Origin of the sequence: Oribacterium sp. C9 (assembly GCF_002007235.1) — a bacterium.
GTDB lineage: Bacteria > Bacillota > Clostridia > Lachnospirales > Lachnospiraceae > Oribacterium.
On sequence record NZ_MUHW01000007.1, the window covers coordinates 107,946 to 130,586 of the forward strand.

16 protein-coding genes are annotated in these 22,641 nt (G+C 44.7%); 6 read left to right on the plus strand and 10 right to left on the minus strand.

Annotation, left to right across the window (positions count from 1 at the left end):
• Positions 1-79: 79 nt before the first annotated feature.
• The 5 genes from BXO88_RS06310 to BXO88_RS06330 all read right to left on the minus strand — a co-directional run bounded on the left by BXO88_RS06310 (position 80) and on the right by BXO88_RS06330 (position 5,611).
• Complete coding sequence (locus tag BXO88_RS06310; protein ID WP_078036904.1) at positions 80-1,102, minus strand: glycoside hydrolase family 5 protein; 1,023 nt, start codon at positions 1,100-1,102, stop codon at positions 80-82.
• Positions 1,099-1,959, minus strand: coding sequence for a carbohydrate ABC transporter permease (locus BXO88_RS06315; protein WP_078036905.1), 861 nt, complete (start codon positions 1,957-1,959; stop codon positions 1,099-1,101). Before BXO88_RS06315 ends, BXO88_RS06310 begins: the two co-directional genes overlap by 4 nt.
• Positions 1,960-1,971: 12 nt before the next feature.
• Entirely contained in the window at positions 1,972-2,922 is a 951-nt protein-coding gene (locus BXO88_RS06320) for a carbohydrate ABC transporter permease (protein WP_078036932.1), read from the minus strand.
• A 193-nt stretch (positions 2,923-3,115) separates the two neighbouring features.
• Complete coding sequence (locus BXO88_RS06325) at positions 3,116-4,483, minus strand: ABC transporter substrate-binding protein (RefSeq protein ID WP_078036906.1); 1,368 nt, start codon at positions 4,481-4,483, stop codon at positions 3,116-3,118.
• Positions 4,484-4,597: 114 nt separating this feature from the next.
• On the minus strand, positions 4,598-5,611 hold the full coding sequence (locus BXO88_RS06330; RefSeq protein ID WP_078036907.1) for a LacI family DNA-binding transcriptional regulator: 1,014 nt from the start codon (positions 5,609-5,611) through the stop codon (positions 4,598-4,600).
• Between the two features lie 219 nt (positions 5,612-5,830).
• Between BXO88_RS06330 and BXO88_RS06335 the strand changes: the two genes are divergently transcribed.
• Positions 5,831-8,266, plus strand: a complete 2,436-nt coding sequence (locus BXO88_RS06335) for a GH36-type glycosyl hydrolase domain-containing protein (protein ID WP_078036908.1) — start codon at positions 5,831-5,833, stop codon at positions 8,264-8,266.
• A gap of 100 nt (positions 8,267-8,366) precedes the next feature.
• Here BXO88_RS06335 and BXO88_RS06340 read toward each other — a convergent pair whose 3' ends face one another.
• Entirely contained in the window at positions 8,367-8,783 is a 417-nt protein-coding gene (locus BXO88_RS06340; protein WP_078036909.1) for a YjdF family protein, read from the minus strand.
• A 221-nt stretch (positions 8,784-9,004) separates the two neighbouring features.
• Between BXO88_RS06340 and BXO88_RS06345 the strand changes: the two genes are divergently transcribed.
• From BXO88_RS06345 to BXO88_RS06355, 3 genes are all read left to right on the plus strand, one after another.
• Positions 9,005-10,240 carry a hypothetical protein gene (locus BXO88_RS06345; protein ID WP_078036910.1) on the plus strand — a complete coding sequence of 412 codons (1,236 nt, stop codon included), beginning with the start codon at positions 9,005-9,007 and terminating at the stop codon, positions 10,238-10,240.
• A gap of 245 nt (positions 10,241-10,485) precedes the next feature.
• Positions 10,486-12,036, plus strand: a complete 1,551-nt coding sequence (locus tag BXO88_RS06350) for an alanine/glycine:cation symporter family protein (RefSeq protein WP_078036911.1) — start codon at positions 10,486-10,488, stop codon at positions 12,034-12,036.
• 75 nt (positions 12,037-12,111) lie between these two features.
• On the plus strand, positions 12,112-13,200 hold the full coding sequence (locus BXO88_RS06355; protein ID WP_078036912.1) for a PTS transporter subunit IIC: 1,089 nt from the start codon (positions 12,112-12,114) through the stop codon (positions 13,198-13,200).
• Positions 13,201-13,208: 8 nt separating this feature from the next.
• On the opposite strand, the gene BXO88_RS06360 is transcribed toward BXO88_RS06355, so the two are convergent.
• The gene (locus tag BXO88_RS06360; RefSeq protein WP_078036913.1) at positions 13,209-16,541 is read right to left on the minus strand and encodes a DUF5107 domain-containing protein; all 3,333 of its coding nucleotides are present in this window, start codon (positions 16,539-16,541) and stop codon (positions 13,209-13,211) included.
• Positions 16,542-16,672: 131 nt separating this feature from the next.
• On the opposite strand from BXO88_RS06360, the gene BXO88_RS06365 reads away from it, so the two are divergent.
• Positions 16,673-17,554, plus strand: coding sequence for an AraC family transcriptional regulator (locus BXO88_RS06365; RefSeq protein WP_078036914.1), 882 nt, complete (start codon positions 16,673-16,675; stop codon positions 17,552-17,554).
• 49 nt (positions 17,555-17,603) lie between these two features.
• Here the strand turns inward: BXO88_RS06365 and BXO88_RS06370 are convergent, their stop codons facing one another.
• From BXO88_RS06370 to BXO88_RS06380, 3 genes are read right to left on the minus strand one after another with little or no spacing between them, the layout of a single operon-like run.
• Positions 17,604-18,692, minus strand: coding sequence for an arabinose ABC transporter substrate-binding protein (locus BXO88_RS06370; protein ID WP_078036915.1), 1,089 nt, complete (start codon positions 18,690-18,692; stop codon positions 17,604-17,606).
• 33 nt (positions 18,693-18,725) lie between these two features.
• Positions 18,726-19,697: an ABC transporter permease gene (locus tag BXO88_RS06375; RefSeq protein ID WP_078036916.1), complete on the minus strand. Its 972-nt coding sequence runs from the start codon at positions 19,695-19,697 to the stop codon at positions 18,726-18,728.
• Positions 19,694-21,202, minus strand: coding sequence for a sugar ABC transporter ATP-binding protein (locus BXO88_RS06380; RefSeq protein ID WP_078036917.1), 1,509 nt, complete (start codon positions 21,200-21,202; stop codon positions 19,694-19,696). Before BXO88_RS06380 ends, BXO88_RS06375 begins: the two co-directional genes overlap by 4 nt.
• Before the next feature lie 219 nt (positions 21,203-21,421).
• Here BXO88_RS06380 and BXO88_RS06385 point away from each other — a divergent pair, with 219 nt between their 5' ends.
• A complete protein-coding gene (locus tag BXO88_RS06385; RefSeq protein WP_078036918.1) occupies positions 21,422-22,564 on the plus strand; it encodes an aldose epimerase family protein in 1,143 nt (380 codons plus the stop codon).
• Positions 22,565-22,641 lie beyond the last annotated feature (77 nt).

Consider the following 22,641-nt stretch of genomic DNA (forward strand, 5'->3'; position numbering starts at 1 on the left):
AATATTAAGATAAATGTGCTCACGACACAGTCTGTGATCACCGGCTTCATCGAAAAACATCGATGCAGTAAATGATACATCATTGTGTCAGAAGCTGCAAGAGTTCATTTCTTATACCGGCATAATGCTCCTGATTTATTCCGAAATCCATATTCTTATATGTCCAGAGAGCACATCCTATATTCTCTTCGGAAAAGATAGTCATCACATCCCGGAACCATCGAAGCGTATCCTCTGACGGAGCCTGGTCTATGACTCCGAACTCTCCCACATAAAGAGGTGCACCCTTCTCTTTTGCCGCATCCACAGCTACATTTACCATAGACCTCAGGTATGAGATATTCATCTCATCATACTGTCTGTCCAGGACATTCTGCCCCTGGGCGCCCAGGATGCGGGATTTCTCTTTGTATATCTCATAGCTGTCAGGATAATGTACATCCCCTATCTCTTTCATAACAGGCATCCAGTGTGCCCACTGATGTGTGAACACCAGAGGCTCATAAAAATGGAACGTAAACAGTATCCTGTCATCCGCAGGTTTCTCCAGATACTTTATGGTTCCGGCACTGTTCCACTGTATACCGCCGTAGATTATCCATGCATCCTTTGAGAAATTTCTGATAACCGAAACCGCCTTCTTTATGAGAGCATTCCAGGCATCGGCATTCTCATCCTCCACTACTTCATTCAGAAGCTCAAAGGCGAGATCTTTGCATCCCGAAAATTCCTTCGCTATAGCCTCCCAGAGCTTAAGGAATCTTCCCTGAACCTTTTCATCCGTGAACAGGCGATTCTTCTCCGAATCACCTGCGTCATTGAAATCATAGCCATATGCCTTGTGGAGATCGAGTATAACAGGAAGCTTCTGTCCCTCGCACCATGATATCACCTCATGTACTCTTTCAAAGCCTTTATCCTTCCGAACCCCTTCTTCAGTTTCAAACACTTCATAATCTATAGGAAGCCGGATGTGATCAAAGCCCATTTCTCTGATCCTTACGATATCCTCTTCCTTTATGAAGCTGTCGTAATGCTTTTCTTCATGAGTACACTGTGATAAAAATCCGCCTAAATTTATACCTCTCCTCAGTGACGTCATTCCTTGACTCCTCCTAATGTTACACCTTCAACTATGAACTTCGATAACAAGATGTAAACGAAGATGATAGGAACGATGGCTATGGTTATGAGCATGTAAACCTTTCCCATATCAAACTTAAGGAAGTCCGCACTTCTGAGAGAAGCGATAAGGATAGGCAATGTCTTTTTCTTCTGTGTGCTGAGCACCAGTGCAGGAATGAAGTAGTTATTCCATGAAGTTACGAAAGCAAATATCGCCTGAACCGCCATAGCAGGCTTCATAACAGGAAGCACGATGCTGTTAAATGTTCTGAACTCGCTGGCACCGTCTATTCTCGAAGCCTCCACCAGAGACATAGGAAGTGATGACTGCATGTAGCTGTACATAAAATAGAAAACAGACGGTGCCGCTATGGATGGAAGTATAAGAGGAAAAAATGTATCTTCCATATTCATCTTTGTGATCAGACGCAGGAATCCAAGTGCTGACACCTGTGTAGGCATTACCAGAATAAGCATGATAAAGATAAATGCCGCTTTCTTGAGCCTGAAATCATAGGCGTAAAGTCCGTATGCTGTCAATGCTGAGAAATAGCACGAAAGTATAGCCGAGAAGGACGATACGATGAGGGAGTTGACGATACCGTTGAAGATAGGAACATTGGCATCATGTGCAACGTTTGTGAGATTCTTTATGAATGCCGCACCCGGAATAGCCGAGAATCCCTTCTGTATATCCACATGCTCTCTTGTTGAGTTGATCAACAGAATATAAAAGAAGAAAAGACACAGGAATGATAAAACAGTCAGTAGAACATATGCTGCTACGGTTCTGATTTTTGCCTCTGTGATCTCTCTTTGCTTTAATGCATACATACCGCTCCCTCCTTATAACTTGTCTCTGTCTCTACGCTTCTTTGACTTTCCGTTATCTTCACCGTTCATCGAGAAATAAACGCAAAGACAAAGGATCGCACAAACCACGAACAATACAACCGAAAGTGCACCTGCCATACCATAGTTCTTGTTGAACAGATGCTTGTTCAGATACATGATGATGGTCATGGAGGTTCTGTCCGGACCTCCTGTTCCGTCTGTAAGGATCTGAGGTACATCGAACATCTGGAGACCGCCGATCATGGATGTGATGAACACATATACAAGGATAGGCTTGATATTCGGTAATGTAATATAGAAAAAAGTCTCACGGTGATTACAGCCATCCAGCTCTGCCGCTTCAAAGAGTGAGGGGTTAATGCCCATTACCGCAGCCATGAGTATGATGGTGGTATTTCCGAACCACATAAGGAAGTTCATGGAAGCAACGAGACCTCTGGTCCCCCAGACTTCAGCAAGAAAACGATATGGCTTTGAAAGAATTCCTGAATCAACAAGGAAAGAATTGACCGGCCCAATATCCGAGAAAAGTGCGAAGAATAACATGGAAAATGCACTTGCCATGATCAGGTTAGGCATATAGATAATTACCTTAAATAACTGCTTGCCTTTGATCCTGAGTCTTACATCTGTGAACCAGGCTGCAAGAATGAGGGATACCGTGATCTGTGGCAGGAATCCCATCAGCCAGAGTATAAATGTGTTTCCCATATACTTGGGAAGATCTGTTTCAAAAAGAGTTTTGTAATTATCAAGTCCTACAAATGTAGGTCCGATATCTCTGAGTCCTGATCTGTAGTATTCAAAAAAGCTGTAATAGATAGTTGAAGCTAAAGGAATCAGCTGAAATATCGCAAATGTTATAAAGAACGGGAGGATAAATATATATCCCCATTTTGAATAGTCTACCTTTTTGTTTTTAACTGTTTTTGTGTCTGACATACTGATCTCCGTTCCGCTGTCCCTCATGACATCATCTGCAGTGATGGAAACTCTGTTTTTCACGCTATCCCTCCTGACAATCAACTCAGGGTGGGGTATCCCACCCTGAAATACCTTATCCAGCCATTTATATCGGGCAACTACTTATTATCCTGCTCTCGAACAAGCATCAAAAGCTTACATCGATTCCTTCTTATGTAGGCCAAGCTACGTCTGTGATCTCCGGATATGCTTCCTTTATAGAGGTCTCAAAGTTCTGCTTTGCAGTATCGAGGTCTACATTACCATTGAAGTAATCCTTCATAGCTCTCTGTATAAGCTCATTACATCCCTGATCATATGGTGAGATGTTGCTCATATCAATCTTTTCTGCAGTCTCTGAGAAAAGTGCTACATGGTTCTCTCCGCCAAGGAAATCTGAGCCGAAGTTCTTATCTTCAGCGATATCCTTCATACCTGAGATCGTATTGGTATAATCCTGGATCTCCTGATCTCTGGTCATGGATTCCATGATCTCGGTATTACATGTGAGCTGCTCCATGATGTCCTTTATGTCATCAGCATTGTCGGTTCCCTGTGCTGCACAGAGCCATGTTCCGCCCCAGTAGTATGGTGCAGGTCCATAGCATACTGCCCAGTCACCGAAGCCCTTCTCTCCTGCATTTCCGAGAAGTGTGAAGTTGATGCCCCATGTTGAATAGAAGAATCCAAATACATCACCGTCAGCGCCCTGATCTGATGCCCAGCCGTCATCCCAGAGAGAGGTCTTGTTATTGTAGCCCTTATCTGTGTAAGCCTTGGTCTGCTCTATCCAGCGCATGATGTTCTTATCTACATTTACTGTTGTTCCTGTTACCCATGGAGCAGAAACATTGTTAGAGAATGTACGATATGAATCATCAAAACCGGAAAGCATCTTGTAGCCCTTGTCATGAGCCTTTGCGGCTACCTCATCAAACTTATCCCAGTTTGCGAGAGCTTCCTGAACCTTATCAGGATCATCTGTTCCGAGAACTGCCTTTGCGATGGATCTTCTGTATGCAAAAAGTCCCGGTGTAGCCTGCCAGGTTGTTCCCTTCTGAACACCATCTACAGAAACGATATCCTTTGTATACTGATACTGATCAGCAAGCTCTTCCTTGGTAAGTCCGATATCCTTCTGAATGTCCAGAGTATAATCGGAATCTACATACTTCAATGCATAGTCAGCCTCTACCAGGAACATATCGATCTTATCATCGGCAGCTGCCTTTGCCTGTGCGATCAGAGCCTCATCAAGCTTGTTCTGATAGTTGTTGTTTACGTTCTCATTGATGGTCCACTTTACAACTGTTCCATCCTTAAGTGTTGTAGTTGCCTTGTCACTTGATACTTCGGCAACACCCGGATAGAAGTCGTTGAAACGGGAACGGAATTCCTCATTCCAGCACCAGATGTTAAGTACTTTACCACCATTCGAAACACTCACACCGGCAGGAATATTTTTATGTCCGCATCCTGTCAAACCTACCATCGTTGCTCCCAGTAAAAGAGCTGTGCCAACCTTCATTACTTTCTTCATACTTCCTCCTATTTCATATTTAAATGTACATGAAAGTGCAAGTGAAACTGTTTATCGGTACGATAGTTCAACCCGCACATCATGCATACATAATTTGTTTCATCTTCATAACTACTACTGAAGAAGATCCTTTACTGTCTTGCCTTCCTGTATCCTTCCCTGAACCTTTATCTGCTCTGCAATGCTGGTCTTCGGGTTTTCGATGATATCTATAAGCTTCCTTACAGAGCGGATACCTATCTCCACAGTATCCTGATAATATGTAGTGAGCTTCGGACTCAGGGCTCTCGTTAATCTGATCCCGTCATATCCTACGACGCTCACATCCTCAGGTATCCTGAGTCCCATCTCTTCGAGTCCCTGTCTTCCTCCTATATATGAGTAGTCATCCGGGAAAATGATGGCTGTGGGACGTTCCTTCTGATCCATAAGGATCTTTACGGTATCTCTGCAGCTTTCGATGTCATGGTATCTGGATTCCATGATATAACTGTCGGGAACCTCTATTCCGTTTTCCTCGCAGGCTCTGTAAAATCCTGAAAGTCGCTTATCAGTAACAGAAGTACTTTCACCGTGGATGAATGCTATCCTTCTGTGTCCATGCTCTATGAGATACTTTGTCAGCTCATATTCACCTTCAACATTGTCCGAAAGCACGCTGCTTCTGTCGTTATAAACATAATCGATGGAAACTGTGGGAATATCGCTGTACACCAGATCCTGAACCGCCTGACTCTTGAAATCCACACTTGCAACCAGAACTCCGTCACACTTTCTGTATCTTGCATGCTCCAGAAAAGAAGCTTCTCTTCCGGCGATGTTCTTACATATAAAGGTAATGTCATATCCCAGCCTCTCAGCCTCGGTCTTTGCACTGTTAAGTATCTCCGAGAAGAACTCATGGGTAAGTCCACAGCATGTTTCATCTATAAAGAGAACTCCGATGTTGTGGGAAACACTGGTCTTCAACTGTTTCGCCGCAGCATTAGGATAATAATTCATCTTTTTTGCTGTCTCTCTGATCAGGTCGGCTGTTGCTCTTCCGACATCTCCATATCCGTTCAAAGCTTTGCTGACTGTTGCAGTCGATACTCCGCAAGCCTCTGAAATATCCTTTATCGTTACCATTTATCGGGCTCCTTATGCTTCCGAAATCGTTTTCGTACCTCAATCATAATTCATGTAATTTTCCTAGTCAATTATTGTATTTTAATAATTAACCCGCCATTCTTTTGTTTATATTGCACATTATTTTTAGGTTTTTAAATAATTTGTTTGCAATTATTCAAAAGCCATCTATAATGAAGTCACGATTCAACGAAAACGATTTCGCAACAGGAGGAGCAAATGAAATACGGTTATTTTGATGACAGCGCCCGCGAATATGTTATTACCACTCCGGAAACACCTTTACCATGGATCAACTATTTAGGATGCAAGGAGTTTTTCGGACTTATCTCAAACACTGCCGGAGGCTATGACTTCTATAAAGATGCCAAGCTTTTGAGACTGACTCGTTACCGTTATAACAACGTTCCATACGATACAGGCGGACGTTACTATTACATAAAGGACGGTGACTGCATCTGGAATCCGGGCTGGCAGCCGGTACAGACCGAGCTTGACGGCTATAGCTGTCGTCATGGAATGGGCTACTCTGTCATAGAAGGAGTGAAGAACTCATTAAGAGCCACTCTCACCGCTTTCGTTCCTCTTACAGACTCCTGCGAGATCAATCAGCTCATACTTAAGAACGAATCCGATGATGTAAAGGAAATAGACATTTTCAGCTTCATAGAGTTCTGTCTCTGGAATGCTGAGGATGATGCCACGAATTTCCAGAGAAACTATTCAACCGGTGAAGTCGAGATAGCAGGCAGCACTATTTATCACAAGACTGAGTACAGGGAACGCCGTAATCACTTTGCTTTCTATTCAGTGAACCGTGAGATAACAGGCTTCGACACAGATCGTGCCAGCTTCACAGGCTTCTATCACGGGCTCCATAACCCTGATGTTGTTAAAAGCGGTGAAAGCAGAAATTCTGTAGCTCACGGCTGGTCTCCTGTAGGAAGTCACCACCTGAAAGTAACATTGGCACCCGGAGAAAGCTACACATCCATCTTCGTTCTGGGTTACTGCGAGAATCCGGCGGAAGAAAAGTTCGTAGCTCCAAACGTTATCAACAAAAAGCCTGCAGAAAAGCTCCTCGCAAAGTATCAGACTGATGAGCAGGTCGAGGCGGCACTTAAGGAATTAAAGGAATACTGGGACAAGCTTCTTTCTGTTTATTCCGTAAAAACAGGAAACGAGAAGCTGAACCGTTCAGTCAATATCTGGAATCAGTACCAGTGCATGGTCACCTTCAACATGAGCCGCTCTGCAAGCTATTTTGAAAGCGGTATGGGACGCGGCATGGGATTCAGAGACTCTTCTCAGGATCTCCTGGGATTCGTGCACCTCATCCCGGAGCGCGCAAGAGAAAGGATCCTGGACATCGCCAGCACCCAGTTCGAGGACGGTTCCGCATATCACCAGTACCAGCCTCTTACAAAGACCGGAAACCTCAATGTAGGCTCTGGCTTCAACGATGACCCGATGTGGCTTATCGCCGGAACAGGTGCATATATCAGAGAAACCGGAGATTTTTCGATCCTCGATGAGATCTGTGATTTTGATAATGACTCAACCAAGGCTGCTCCTCTCCTCGAGCATCTGAGAAGAAGCTTCAATTACATAGTCAACCACAAGGGGCCTCACGCTCTTCCGCTCATCGGACGTGCAGACTGGAATGACTGTCTGAATCTCAACTGCTTTTCCGAGACACCGGGCGAAAGCTTCCAGACCACAGGACCTTCTGAGGGACCTGTTGCGGAAAGCGTATTTATAGCGGGTCTTTTCGTGAAATACGGAAAGGAATATGTAAGCATCCTCAGACATCTGAATCTGAATGATGAGGCCGATAAGTGCACTGAAGAGATCGAGCTCATGACTGAGGCAATCGAAACTGCCGGTTGGGACGGCGAATGGTTCGTCCGCGCATACGACGCCTATTCAAATCCTGTAGGAAGCCACGTATGCGAGGAAGGTCAGATCTTCATCGAGCCACAGGGCATGTGCATAATCGGTGGTGTCGGTGTAGAAAACGGCATGGCTGAGAGGGCACTGAAGAGCGTCGAAGAACGTCTCGATACAAAATACGGTATCATGCTTAACCAGCCTGCATATACAAGATATCATGTCGAGCTTGGTGAGATCTCCTCTTATCCGCCAGGATACAAGGAGAATGCAGGTATCTTCTGCCACAACAATCCATGGATCGCATGCGCCGAGACCATGGTGGGACACGGAAGCAGAGCCTTTGAGGTATACAGAAAAACAAATCCGGTTTTCCTTGAGGATATAGGTGATATACACCGTACTGAGCCTTACGCATACTGCCAGATGGTTGCAGGTAAGGATGCACCGAGTCACGGAGAAGGAAAGAACAGCTGGCTCACAGGTACCGCGGCATGGACCTTCACTACCATAAGCCAGTTCATCCTGGGTGTGACACCTGACTTTGACGGTCTGCGCATTAACCCATGCATACCTTCGGATGTTGAAAGCTACGATGTTGTCCGCAAGTTCCGCGGTAAGACATACAGAATCCATGTTGAGAATCCTTCACATGTCGAAAAGGGTGTGAAAGAATTCTACGTGGACGGAGAACTCCACTCAGGTAATCTCATCACACCTGAGATGGGCGGTCATGAAGTTGATATAAGAGTTATTTTAGGATAAAGATATACTCTCCAACCCCAAAAATATATCCTTAAAATTACTTCTTTATATAAAGCAAAAGTCCCTTAGGCGTTTTAATCGCCCAAGGGACTTTTGCTTTTTAGTGTCCACGATGTTTTTCTTTTTTCTTTTGCTGTTTCTGCTCGTACCTTCGTTTGAGTTCCATATCCAGTTGCTCTCTGCTCTGCTGTCTGCGCTCGATCTTCATTTCCTCACGCTGCTTCGCAAGCGCCTGCTGAGATCTGGTACCGATTCCGGAGCTTTCCAGCTGCTTTCGTGCATTTCTCTGTCTTCTCTTCGGATTATCGGCTCTTTTACGAACTACGTTCTCTACAGCCGGACTGAACTTCAGCTCATAGTAATGTTTAAGAATAAACTCCTCGACCTCATTATCTTTTGGTTCCGCTCCGTATGTAACCTTACATGCAGAAAGAAGCCCATCAGATACTCGTTCGAATACGCCGACCCAGAAAGGGTTCTCAAAAAATACCGTCAGCGTTCCGCTCACTATGTCCATAACTATCCCTCCTTAAAATGTTATGAACAAAGAACGGACAACCCGGAGGGGCAGGTTACTTACCCTGTGTGGATCAGGACGGCCGGGCTACCTTCCGGCTCTGGCACATCTTGCGATGCACGTTGCGTTTTTATCTTTGTTTTGATTTGATAAGCACTATTGCTTATTTTTTTCATTATAACATACAATGGAATAAACAATAGAAGTACAGAGAGGAAACTATGTATAGAGTTTTTATCATTATATTGGCAATGCTTCTCTCCGGCTGCGGTGCCGGAAAAGGAACCTCGGCGAAACCGGAAAGTGTCAGAAAATCCGATGCTTCAGAAGCCGGAAAATCAAATCAGAATGACGGTCCGTCTGACATGGATTCCTTTGATACAACTGTCCCCGAAAGTGTTGATAATGAATTTAACAGATCAGCCGCTGAGGCATACAGAGACATTTTGCTGAAGAATTTCCCCGAAGGCGGATACTACTGCCTAGTCGATATAAATGCTGACAATGTCTATGAACTGGCAGCAACTGCCAGAGTTCCCGACGGGGATGGAAAATACATATCTTTAGTTGCTTACATAAACAAAAACACTAATGCAGCAGAATTCCTAGAACTTAAGTCCGATAATGAAGCCGGTTTTGATCTAGGCTTCGGGGAAGAAACAGGAAAACTGCTTGTACGTACAGGAAAGGATTCTGTGCACCACTATGCTTTTCAGATGGTTGACGGCGCCATAGAGAGATCGGATTTCCTCGTACTTGATAAAATAATGGAAAGCGTTGACAAGACAAAGGATCCCGAAAACTATCAGAAATACATAAGTCAGGACAGAGGCTCTTTCAACAGGCTTCTCATGTGGACCATTAAAGAGGATATCTTAAACAGAGATCTCTCAGGGTATGCCGCAGCTACTCCCGGATCCTTTGATTCCATAGATAATTATCTCAGAACACAGCCCAAGGGAAAATTATATGGCTTCTACAACAAAGAGATCGAAGATGTTTTTTCTATGAACTTTACAGATATAGAAAATCGCTTCGGTGCTCCCGTTGCTAGGATGCTTGGATGTTCAGTAAAAAAAGACAAGGATAGCGGAAACAGGTATCTGAATTATGAAGAGAGCTTCCTATGGCTGGGCGGAGGTATCGGCTGTTATGTACTGACGGATCACACAATAGAAGGAACCCTGGACACATTTTTCGACGTCAGACAGGATGTATATACCTTTAAGGAATTACAGGATACGTTAGGAGTCCCTTTCTATCATGATTCTTCAACATCTGATTACGACATAGTGTTTGTATATAAAGGGCATACATTTTATATGGAAGCTTCAGATATGGGGAAAGGGCTGATCGAGAGAGGCTGTCATGTAAAAGCCCTGAAAAATGCTTCGGATACCAGCAGTTTTCCGCTCCTTTTTGATCCCGACGGAAATATAACCGAAAATAATATTTGAAATAAAAAAGAGATATTCTTGAGAGAAAGCTATCCGGAAAATTTGTTCAAACAGTACAGATTAGAAATAAAAACCCTTGCGATTATGGAATTATAATGATTGTTCAGAAATAAATACAGGATTATAATTATAAATATAGTCAAACGGCTTGGATTTAATAATTTATAAATGTTATGACTATGTATCCCGGAGTAGGCTGAACATTTCTGCTCCTCAATACTATATGATCACATGGGGGATTATGTATGGAAGGGTTATTGGCTTTTATTTCTGCAGTATGCAGCAGAATCCAGACAGTTTCTGATTTGTTCTGGGACTTCCCGACAAACTTTGAGTGGTATTCCGGCATTCCTGTTTTAGGAAATTTTTCACTGGCTATCATCCTGCTCATCGGTTCGGGAATCTATTTTTCGGCTAATCTCAGATTCATTCAATTGAGAAAGTTCAAGTACGGTTTACAGGTACTTAAAAACAGCAAAGCAAAAACGGGTATCACTCCGCTGGCTTCATTTTTCCTTTCAACAGCCATGCGTGTCGGTCCGGGAAATATCCTCGGTGTAACAGGTGCGGTATCAGTCGGAGGCCCGGGAGCACTTCTCTGGATGTGGATCTCGGCATTTTTCGGAATGGCTACTGCGTTCGTTGAGTCAACATTGTCCCAGATCTTCAAAGAGAAAAAGAATGATGAATATCTGGGCGGTATGTCCTTCTACGGAAGAAGACTTCTCAAGAACTCAGCTATCATCGGTGTTATTCTTTCGCTGATGTACATCATTTATGCCATTCTCTGCTTCCCGGCACAGGGCTTCAATACAGTATCTGCCATGGGACAGATCGCAAGCATTATAAGCGGAACCGAGCTTCCGACCACACATGCGGTATACTGGGTCGGATTTGCAGCAGTTATTCTCGCTACCTGTGCAGTGTCCTTCGGCGGTACAAAAAAGATTGCCAGGGTAACAGATGTCCTGGTTCCCGTGATGGCCATCGTTTATGTTCTTACAGTAGTGCTTCTTGTACTGATCAATTTCGCCAGAATTCCATGGTTCTTCTATGCCATCTTTACAGAGGCATTCAAACCTGAAGCAGTATTTGGCGGTGCATTCGGAACAGCTCTCATGCAGGGTGTAAAGAGAGGACTTATGTCCAACGAAGCAGGTCAGGGTACCATCACTATGCCGGCAGCAGCTTCAGATGCCGCACATCCATGCGATCAGGGCTGTGTTCAGGCTATAGGTGTATTCCTTGATACCATAGTTATCTGTACTCTTACCGGTTTTGTAGTCATCATGGGTCGTGTATGGCTTACAGATAAGGGCGCAGCATGGATGGAGCTCGGAAAGCTTCCCAAGTACCTCGCATCTGTTGAAGAGCTTACTCCCGGAACCGGATTCAACAGCGTAGTTACACTGCTTGTATCACTCTGTTTCGGACTTTTTGCTTTCACATGTCTTCTCGGATTTATGTCTTTCTCAGAGATATGTGCAAACAGAATCAGCCGCAGCAAGGTATTCATCAATGCGATCAGACTTATCGATATCGCAGTTATCTGCTTCGGAATGCTCACATCCATCGTTGGCATGGATCTCGGTGCTCTCTGGGATCTCTCTGATTTTGCCAATATCCTTATCGCATACTGCAACATTCCTCTTTTATATGTCGGCTTCAAGTATGTAAAGAAGGCTACTGAACATTTTGAAAAGAATGACGGAACACCATTTACTTCAGATGTGATCGGCATAGATGTTCCGGTCTGGGATGAAAAATCCGAAGAAAAGGATTCTCTTTCAGCATAAGAAATAAATGTCACTTTCATTTACCTGTGAAGTGACAATCAACTTTGCTTACAAGCAGAAAAGAAAGGGAGTATCATGGAAAATATCAGATCATTTTTGAAACGGAAAGACATCGAGATCTCTGTACAGCGTTACCTCATTGACGCTATGGGAGCTATGGCACAGGGACTGTTCGCTTCTCTTCTCATAGGTACCATCTTAAATACACTTGGAGCACAGTTTCACATTTCGTTCCTCACCAAGGTAATAGCTACCATCGGAGGTATCGATTATACAGTCGGAGGTCTTGCTTCTGCCATGAGTGGTTCCGCCATGGCTATCGCTATAGGCTACGCTCTCCATTGCCCTCCCTTAGTTCTTTTTTCTCTTACAACAGTTGGTTTTGCTTCCAATGCCTTAGGCGGAGCAGGAGGACCTCTCGCAGTTCTTTTTATCGCCATAATAGCTGCCGAGATCGGAAAGGCAGTTTCAAAAGAAACAAAGATAGATATACTCGTAACTCCACTTGCCACTATAGGCGTAGGAATCCTTCTTTCAGCAAATTGGGCACCGGCCATCGGAGCTGCTGCTCTTAAGACCGGAAACCTCATAATGTGGGCCACAGGCCAGCAGCCTTTCATAATGGGAATAATTGTATCAGTTATAGTCGGAATCGCACTGACTCTTCCCATCTCCTCTGCCGCCATATGCGCAGCTCTCAGCCTCACAGGACTTGCGGGCGGAGCCGCTGTTGCAGGATGCTGCGCCCAGATGGTGGGCTTTGCATTCATGAGCTTCAAGGAAAACGGTGTAGGCGGTCTCGTATCTCAGGGAATCGGAACCTCCATGCTTCAGATGGGAAACATCATCAAAAATCCAAAGATCTGGATCGCTCCTATCCTTTGCTCTGCCATAACCGGTCCCCTCGCCACATGCGTATTTAAAATGGAAATGAACGGAACTCCTATTTCATCCGGCATGGGCACCTGCGGTTTCGTAGGACAGATTGGTGTCTATACAGGCTGGCTGAACAGCATATCCGAAGGAACAAAAGCCTTTATAACCCCTCTTGACTGGGCTGGTATGCTGCTCATATGCTTCCTTCTTCCTGCTGTTCTCTGTCCTGTTTTCAATTCTGCCCTCGTAAAAATGGGCTGGGTCAAACCGGGTGATATGAAGCTGTAAAAAATCAATTACAACTTTCCTTCCGCTATCTGAAGATAGCGGATCGCGTTCCAATGAGTCGGCTCCAGGCTTATGGTCTTCCTGAACTCCTCTTCAGCTTCAGAAACATCTCCATAACCAAGCTTTCCTAAGCCGATCAGATAGTGGCAATGCGCCTGATTCCTTTTCGTCCAGTCCTCATCGAAGATCTGGAAATCTGGAAGTGACACTGCAAAATATCCTACAGTTACCTCATCCCTCATATGTCGCTCACCATAATCTATCAGCTTATTGAAATGAGACTTTCCGGAAACCTCTTTACCTAGCTTCTTAAGTGCCATACCTTCAAAATAGATCATGTCTGCCGGCTGGTCATTGTAATACATCATGCCGGCAGGCTCATCCGTACCGACGGTAGCCTCCGAGAAAAGACTCTTAGCTTCGGGTTCTTCATTCATATGCTCCTCACAGAGTCCGAGATAGTATTTTAAGTTGTTGTCCTTTGTACCCTCCAGCTTACCTTCTCCAAGATTTTCAGGATAGCTCATAGCTTCCCTCAGTAAATCTCCGGCTTCCTTCCAGTGTTCCTGTTTCATCTCCATAAGGGCGAGACCAGTCAGGGCATATACATACTGGGTCGTGATCTTTCCTTCTCCACCTTCCCATGGATGGAAACGGTTCACTCTGATGAAGTCCAGTGCCTTACGGAAATCTCCAAGGAGATTCAGCAAGGTGACATACTCCACCTTCAGGTCATCTCTCTCCGAAAATACTGCCCTGTTCTCTTCATAGAGCCTGAGACGATCCTCCGTAGAAACATTGACCTTCTTTAAAAGCTGATCGTATTCGAGGAATATCCTCGGATCCTTAGGTGCCAATGCATAAGCCTTTTCCATGGCTGCCTTTGACCTCTCCACATCTTGACACTTATTGAAGTAGGCTATAGACAGATTACGCCATATGGTCGCGAACTCAGGACGGCTTTCAGAAGCACATTCCCAGTATTTGACAGCCTTGTCATATACAGTCTTGTCATAGTAAAGATTTCCGAGATAGTAGCAGGCATTGCCATCGGAAGCATCATAACGAAGGGCTTCCTCCAGTACCAGTATGTCCTCAAGCTTATTTGGAAATACATAGTCAGTTGAAGCTTCTCCGGCCTTCTTATAGAGAAGCTTAGCCTCTTCTTCATTGCCTTCACATGAAGCAATATAGGCTCTCTCATATAAAAGCATAGCCCAATTTTCAGTGCAGAGAGAAAGTACATCAGAAGCTTCTTTATAAGCTCCGAACTCTTCATAATCCCTTGCCACAGTCAGGAAATTTTCATGATAGTTTCTGGCAAGCTTCACCAGTTCCCTGCGCTTAGCATCATAAGTCAAACCATCATGAGCTGTGCCGGAATCAGCATTATCCGATACTTCATAAAAGTATGCCTCCTCCATCCTCGTAACATAATCAAAAGGATCGATATCGAGATTCTCCTTCACTGTATGAAGCGCTTCTTCTCTCATATTAAGCTTTCTAAGGAGATACAGCTTCAGGCCACACGCCTTTACATTATGAGCATTCTTAACAAGAGCCTTATTCACAAGCTGAAGAGCCTCCGTAAAATGCTTACGTCTTGTTTCAATGGCAGCAAGATAATAAAAGCTCATCTCCTGCTGCTCCGCCGACCAGCTGGCCTTGAAAAATGCTTCAAAAGCCTCATCATCCCTCTTCTGATAAAGAAGCGAAAGTCCCAAATTATAGTAGGCTTCAGAATCATAGGGATTCGGATTTTTCCAAGTGAGCCTCTTTATTGCCTGACGGAAATGCTTCTCCGCCTCTTTAAAAAGTCCGCGGCGCATCAGAAGTGAACCGTAAGCATTGTTGATGCGAATGTCTCCGGCGTCACGCTTAAGTCCCTCAAGGTAATAATCATCAGGGCGGAAAGTAGCATGTCTGTACTGCTCTATATGTAAACCCGTAAGATACAGTTCCTCGTTGGTCATGATCTCGGAAGGCGCTTTAGCTGCCTCTGCCGGCTTCGGGATATCCGGAATGCCCTTCTTAAGAGGAGTATAATGCACAAGCTCCTTTCCCTCTGAGAACACAGCGAAACAAAGCTTCGTTTCATCAGAAACCGACTGCCTTAAAGTCTTCTCATATATGCACACGGGGCTCAGGTCCTCTGTTTCATCCAACAGCACCTCCCCGTCATAGGTCAAAAGGAACCTTGCCTTTTCATAGCGAGAAGTTCCATAGGCTATCAAATGGATCTCACCGTCACTGACCTCCATATTAACAGCTGCTTCTTTTGTAGCGTTCTTTATCTGTCCCACAGCCTTATAGGGCATAAAATACTGGGTGAAGGTCTTTTCCTCCATAGGCTTAAGCCAGGAAAAATCCGGCTGGTTATCAGTGAACACACCGCACATAAGCTCGATATACGGTCCGTCTTCATCAGTCAGGTTTCTGTCCCATGCCTTACCGAAATCACCACATCCCCAGGTCCACTGTTTTTTACCGGGAGACACATGATGATCCGCAACGTGCAGGAGTCCTGCACCAACCTTATAGTCATAACCTCCGACAAAATCGAAGTCGGACTTTTCTGCCATATACGAAGTCGGAACCGGAATGTTCTTATAACGGGAAATGTCTACACCGGCACTGTAATCATGTTTATAATAAACCCCCGTTGCAATAGGGAATCTGGATACGTCACGCTTGCCATGATCCATAACAGCATGTACATCAGGAGGAAAAACAGACTGGGTATGATCATTTACAGGAACCGCCGGATTTGCCCACCAGAGAAATGTCTGAGGTGTTGAAGTACGATTATATAACTGGCCCTTTATCTCGAGATATGCCTTTCCCGGATACAATGTGAAGCTCGCCTCACCACGGGTTCCGTACATCTGATCCAGATCAGAGATACGACAGGTCTTGGAACCGTCCGGGTTTTCGATCAGTATGTGATCCACAGGCATAAATGTAGTAGGTCTGTGATGCTGAGGCCAGTTGAATTCTATTCCGCCGCTGATCCACGGACCCAGAAGTCCCACAAGCGCAGGCTTTATGACCTGATTATAGTAGACAAAATCATAACCGTTTGTCTTATCATAGGCACGCTGTATCCTGCCGCCGAGTTCCGGCAGAATCATTATCTTCAGATACTCATTTTCCAGAAAAACAGCCTGATAATGCTTATCCTCTTTTTCATCATATATCTTCTCGATGGTTGGATACGGATATATCCTTCCGGAACTCCCCTGGTAAACTCTCTTTTCCAAAAACATAGGGTTTTTATCAGGTTCCCCTATACCATAGGTCGGGATGACTACATCCTCCTCCCACAGTTTTACCTCTCCCATAGTTTCCTCCTTAATTGCCGGAAATTAATTTAAAAATTTATGTTTCTTGCTTATAATATAAGGTGTAATCACACTAATTTCATTAAAGCTGATTGCTCAATGATTTCAAATTCTTGCTCTGTGAGGCGAATATGATCTCAACCGAAAACTTCATCAGACCGGGCTCGGATTTTTATGTTTACACACCCGGAGCTCAGGCTAAACGCCTGTTTCTTTACCCCATGATCGTAGGAAATTTCACCTACCTTCCCGGTTACAATATCCGCAGAAATGCATTTGACAGCTTCCTTCTTATGTATCTGAAAAAAGGTGAATGCACGGTAGAAACAGCCGGGCATGTTTACCACGCAAAGGAGGGTAATGTCATCTTCCTCGACTGTTATGCTCCCCACGCCTACGGTACCGGAAGCGGCTGCAGCATCGAATGGATACATTTTGACGGTATATCTGCAAGAGGTTATTTTGAAGCCATAACCGAAGCAACAGGTCCCATCATCTCTCTTCAGAATTCCTACCGCTTTGAAAAGTACCTCCATCGCATCTATCTCGGTTTCCGTGATACAGTCGCTGTAGGAGAACCTCTTCTCAACAATTATCTCGTAAATATCATGACTGAACTCTTTCTTGCCAAAAGTCATGATGTGGCGGAAGCCTCTGCAAGCGGCATCATAGAGGATACGGTAGCTTACATATCCGATCATATCCATGAAGAGCTGTCTCTGGAGCAGCTGGCTTCACAGGCTTCTCTCAGTACCTTTTACTTCAGCCGCCTTTTCAAAAGAGAAACCGGATTTTCGCCCCATGAATATGTCATAGAGACAAGAGTCAATGCCGCCAAATTCTTTTTACAAAATGAGAAGACCAGTATTAAAGATATCTGTTACAGCTGCGGTTTTTCTTCAGAATCCAGCTTCTGCACCACATTCAAAAAGGTCACCGGTATGACTCCTTCAAAGTACAGATCCGCTGTCAATTCTCTTCAGGATTCGGATGAAACTGATAAGACATCATAAAGGGGCAGCCTTCACGGCTGCCCCTCTTTCTTATACTTAGTCACAAGAATTATTCTGCGTCCTTACCCATAACCTCTTTGTAGTTATCAGGTGTAACGATAACCGCATCAACCGCAGTCTCCATGTCAGGAGTCTGGCCATTGATGAGCTGGTAAAGAACATTAACAGAGCCTTCACCTACAGACTGGGCTGAGAAATAAGCAGCTGCCTTCATGCATGTACCGTCTGCGCCCTTGTTGTTCCACTCATCCTTTGCCATATATCCGCCGAGACCTACAACGCAGGCATCCTTGTCGAGTCCAGCTGACTCAAGGGCACGACATGCACCTATGGTTCCCTCTTCGTTGGCACCTGTGATGAGCCATGTCTTAACCTCAGGATGTGCTGTGATAACAGATGCAGCTGCAGTGTTACCCTTATCTGTTGTTCCGTCGTAGTCAGCCTTATAGATCTTGCTCTGATCGAATTCAGGACAGTCCGCTGTGAACTGTGCTATCTCGCCTTCCGCACGCGGTACACAGGAAGATACTGTGTCCATGGTCATAATGAGCATACCCACATCATCCTTACCGAGAAGATCGTTGTTCTTTACATACTCTGCGATCCACTTACCATTTGCCTGACCGATTACGTAAGCATTGATACCTACCCATGGAGCGATCTTGTTTCCTGAAGTATCCTGAAGTGCGTCATCGGCAGCAACAATAGGAATTCCAGCTTCCTTTGCCTTGTCAACGGCTGCCTGAGACATGGTCTGGTCAGGAATACAGGTTACGATGCCCTTCGCGTTGTTAGCGATAGCATTGTCTATAGCCTTCAGATATTCTTCCGGGCTCATCTTTGCATCTACATAGGTAAATGTATCGCCGTTTTTCTCAACAGCCGCCTTTGCCGCGTCTCCTTCATCGATGAACCAGGTCTGATCTCCGGCCTTGTAGATACCGTAGATTACGCCTGAACCTGAAGAAGCAGCCGGTGCAGCACTGCTTTCCTCTTTCTTTGTCTCCTGAGCCTTGGTTTCTGTTTCCTGAGCTTTGGTCCCTGAAGATTCACCTTCTACGGAACATGCCGAAAGAGCGCCCACCATCGCCATAGCCAGTCCGAGTGCCATTGCCTTTTTGAAATGTGATTTTTTCATTTTTCCTCCTTAAAATGCATTTGCATATTGTGTTTAAAGATTCTTCATGGACAGCTCGAGAAGCTCCTTCTCCCTGCGCTGTTTACGTACATAGTCTGTTGCAAGAGCGAACAGAAGCAGCCCGCCCTTTGCCACGTATTGCCAGAATGATGGAACATTGACCATGGTCAGACCTGTATTGAATGCCTGAATAAGGATGATACCGAGGAATGTTCCTCCCATGTCACCTACACCACCCGCAAAGGATACGCCCCCGAGGATTACCGCAGTGATGGCGTCAAACTCCAGATTCACGTTGGCTGCAGGCTGTCCCGAATTCATACGTGCAGAGAAGATGATACCTCCGATGGCACAAAGGGCGCCCATCATGAGAAAGCTTCTTCTGATGATCTGCTGCGGATTAAGTCCCGCAAGTCTTGCCGCTTCCTTGGAACCTCCGATGGCATATATGGATCGTCCGAACTTGGTCTTCGCAAGAACGATACCAAACGCCACGATACAGAGAAGCATGATCCAGACAGATAAAGGAATGTTTATTATCCTCAGTTTACCTAAAAGCAGGAATGTAGGATCCGATATAGCTACAGGCTTTCCACCGCAGATGATATAAGCAAATCCACGGATAACAGATTGTGAAACAAGTGTTGCGATAAACGCCTCCAGCTTTATCTTGTTGACCATAAAGGAATTGCAGAGTCCAACAAGCATTCCGGCAATTATGGTGATGATGCAGGTCAGCACAAAGGGTATGCCGTACCCCACCAGAGTAGCAGCCAGTACTCCGGAGAATGCTGCAAGAGATCCCGGAGACAGATCGTTCTGACCTGCTATGATGAGGTATGTATGTCCGATGGCAACAAGTCCGACCAGAGATGCCGCTATCAGGATGTTTATGATATTGGTGATCGATAAATAATTACTGTTAAGTGCAGTAAACAGAATAAATACAGCAACAATGGCAGCTACAAGCACCAGCTTGTCACCGTTCAGTTTAAACTTTTTCATGATTTTTCCACCTTCCCGATCATTGCAAGACTAAGGAGATTTGTTTCGCTTGCTTCCTCCCTGGATATCTCTCCGGAGATCTGTCTGCCCTTCATGACTATGATACGATCAGATAGTCCTATGACCTCCGGCAGCTCCGAGGATATCAGGATGACTCCGATGCCCTGCTTTGCAAACTCACAGATCATATTGTAAAACTCTGATTTTGCACCTACGTCGATTCCCTTTGTAGGCTCATCGAGAATCAGAACCTTGGGATTGGTGCTCAGCCACCGGGCAACTATGACCTTCTGCTGATTTCCACCTGACAGCTCCACGATCTTTTTGTCTGAAGATGGCGTCTTTATACTGAACTTACGAATACCTTCCTCTGCTGTCTTCTTTTCTTCCTTCTCGTTTACAAATCCGAAACGGTCCGAATGCTGATCCAGAAGGGAGATATTGATATTATCCGCTACAGAAAAATTCGATATGATACCCTGCAGCTTTCTATCCTCAGGAACCAGGACTATACCTTCCTTCATTGCGTCGTGAGGCGAATGGATCTCCGTTTTCCTTCCTTCCAGTATGACCTCACCTGTCTTCATCCTGTCTGCACCGATGATAGCTCTCATAAGCTCGGTACGTCCCGCACCTACAAGTCCTGAAAAACCGAGAACCTCTCCCTTATGCAGTATGAAAGAATTCGGTTTTACATAGTCTGAGGACACATCCCGGACCTCCAGTAAAACATCTCCTATAACCTTGTTCCGGTCGAGGTTGTTGTAAATGTCTCCGAGGTCACGTCCTACCATCATCCTGATCATCTCAGCCTGAGGACATTCCCCTGTCTTTACCGTATCTACATAATGTCCATCCTTGAAAATCGCCACTTTATCGGTTATCTCTTCTATCTCCTCCATTCGATGGGAAACATAGATGATGATCTTTCCCTCTGACTTCAGCTTCCTGATGATCTTAAACAGAGCCTCGATTTCCGAATCACTGAGGGAAGCAGTGGGTTCATCAAAGGCGATGACCTTCAGATTCTCTCTGGAATATGCCTTCATGATCTCAACCATCTGCTGATAAGCGATGCTCAGATCCTTGACCTTCGTTTCAGGCTTGATAGGCAGTCCGAAATCCTCTATTATCTTCGCCGCCATATCATTTGCCTTCGTTTTATCGATGATACCTAATCTTCCCAGTGGCATCCTTCCGAGGTATATATTCTCAGCCACCGATAATTCAAGAAGTATCTGCCGTTCCTGATATATGATGGAAATGCCTTCCTCAATGGCCTCATGGGGCGTCTTAAAGTGTTTTTCCTGACCATCAAGCAGGTATTTGCCGGATGTAGGCTGATAATCACCATTCAAGGTTTTAAGCAAGGTGGATTTACCGGCTCCGTTTTCGCCAAGGAATGCCAGAACTTCACCGGAATAAGCCTTAAAGGATACGTCATCCAGAGCCTTTACTCCGGGAAAGTATTTGGAAATGTGTTGGAATTCCAAAACATGTTCCATGGTATACTCCTTTCCTTTTATAATCTGACGTGAGTATCAAGTTTGATATTCACTTTAAAAATCTTTCTATCTAAATCCATTTTAATCCCGCGAGTTTAGAAAATCATTGTTTCAAATTGCTCATAGCTTTTGATTTCTTGCTCTCTATATGTATTTTCGTTCTCGGAATCAATTTTTCACATATACTTAATAATATATAAAGTTTATGGGGTTCAAAACATGAAATTAGAACATTATGTAGATAAAAGTATTAAATCAAGGATCATATTGAGAACTATTACCAGTTTTGGCCTTATGGTGGAATTAAGCACTCTGGGAGCAGGAATTCAAAATATTGCTCTTGTTATTTCCGATGACCCACCGACCCTGTTGAACCTCGTTTTAAGCTATCCCGATGACGGTAAGCTGATTCAGTCAGGCTCCTATGCCGGAAGAACGCTCTGTCCCAATTCTGGAAGGATAGGCAGTTCAGGACTGATGCTGCATAATGAAGTCTTTCCTCTCGAAGCAAACGACGGTATCAATCAGCTACACGGCGGTCCGCATAATCTTTCATTCACAGACTGGTCTATAGAGTCTACAGAGACAGGAACTGATTATGTCAAAGTGACCTTCAGTGCATCTCAGCCTGACGGGCTGGATGGCTTCCCCGGAAACAGACATTACCATGTAAGCTATACCATCGAAGACATTGGGTGCATCTCCATAAACTACCATGCGACCTCCGACAGACCCACATATATCAACATGTCCAACCACAGCTATTGGAATCTCCATGGAATAGAAGCCACATGCCATGAGGGTACGTCAGCTTCCGCGGATACATTATCTACATTAAAAAAAGAGACGCCCCACAAGAACATTTCCGGTTTAGAACAGCTTCTTTTGATCAACGCAAACAATGTCATGTTAAATCACAGTGACCACCTTCCATCAGAAATGATTCCTGTATCCGGTACGCCCTTCGATTTTCGCATGCCAATGTCCCTTTCTGAAAATCTTCAATCAGATACACTTAGCGATCCCCTGTTCAGGAAACAGATTTCCACAGCTCAGGGTTACAATCATGCCTATCTTCTGACAAAGCCTGACATGCGGAGAAAATATCGCGGCGTTAAGCATTACGAAAGCCTGAAAAACGCCTGTACTCTTACTGATCCTTTTTCACAGCGCAAACTCAGCCTTATGACGGATGCGCCTTCTATAGTGCTTTATTCCGGAGGATTTCTATCTGACCCTTCACGCTATATCGCTCTTGAAGCTCAGGACATTCCGAACGTCTGTAATATACTGCCGGAATATATGAACATCACGGATCCGGATCATCCTTTTCAACGCACCATACGCTTTCATATAACCTGATCCATCTGAAGATTTGTACACAAAAATTCCCGGAAATGTATCTGTCCGACACATTTCCGGGAACATATTTTATTCCA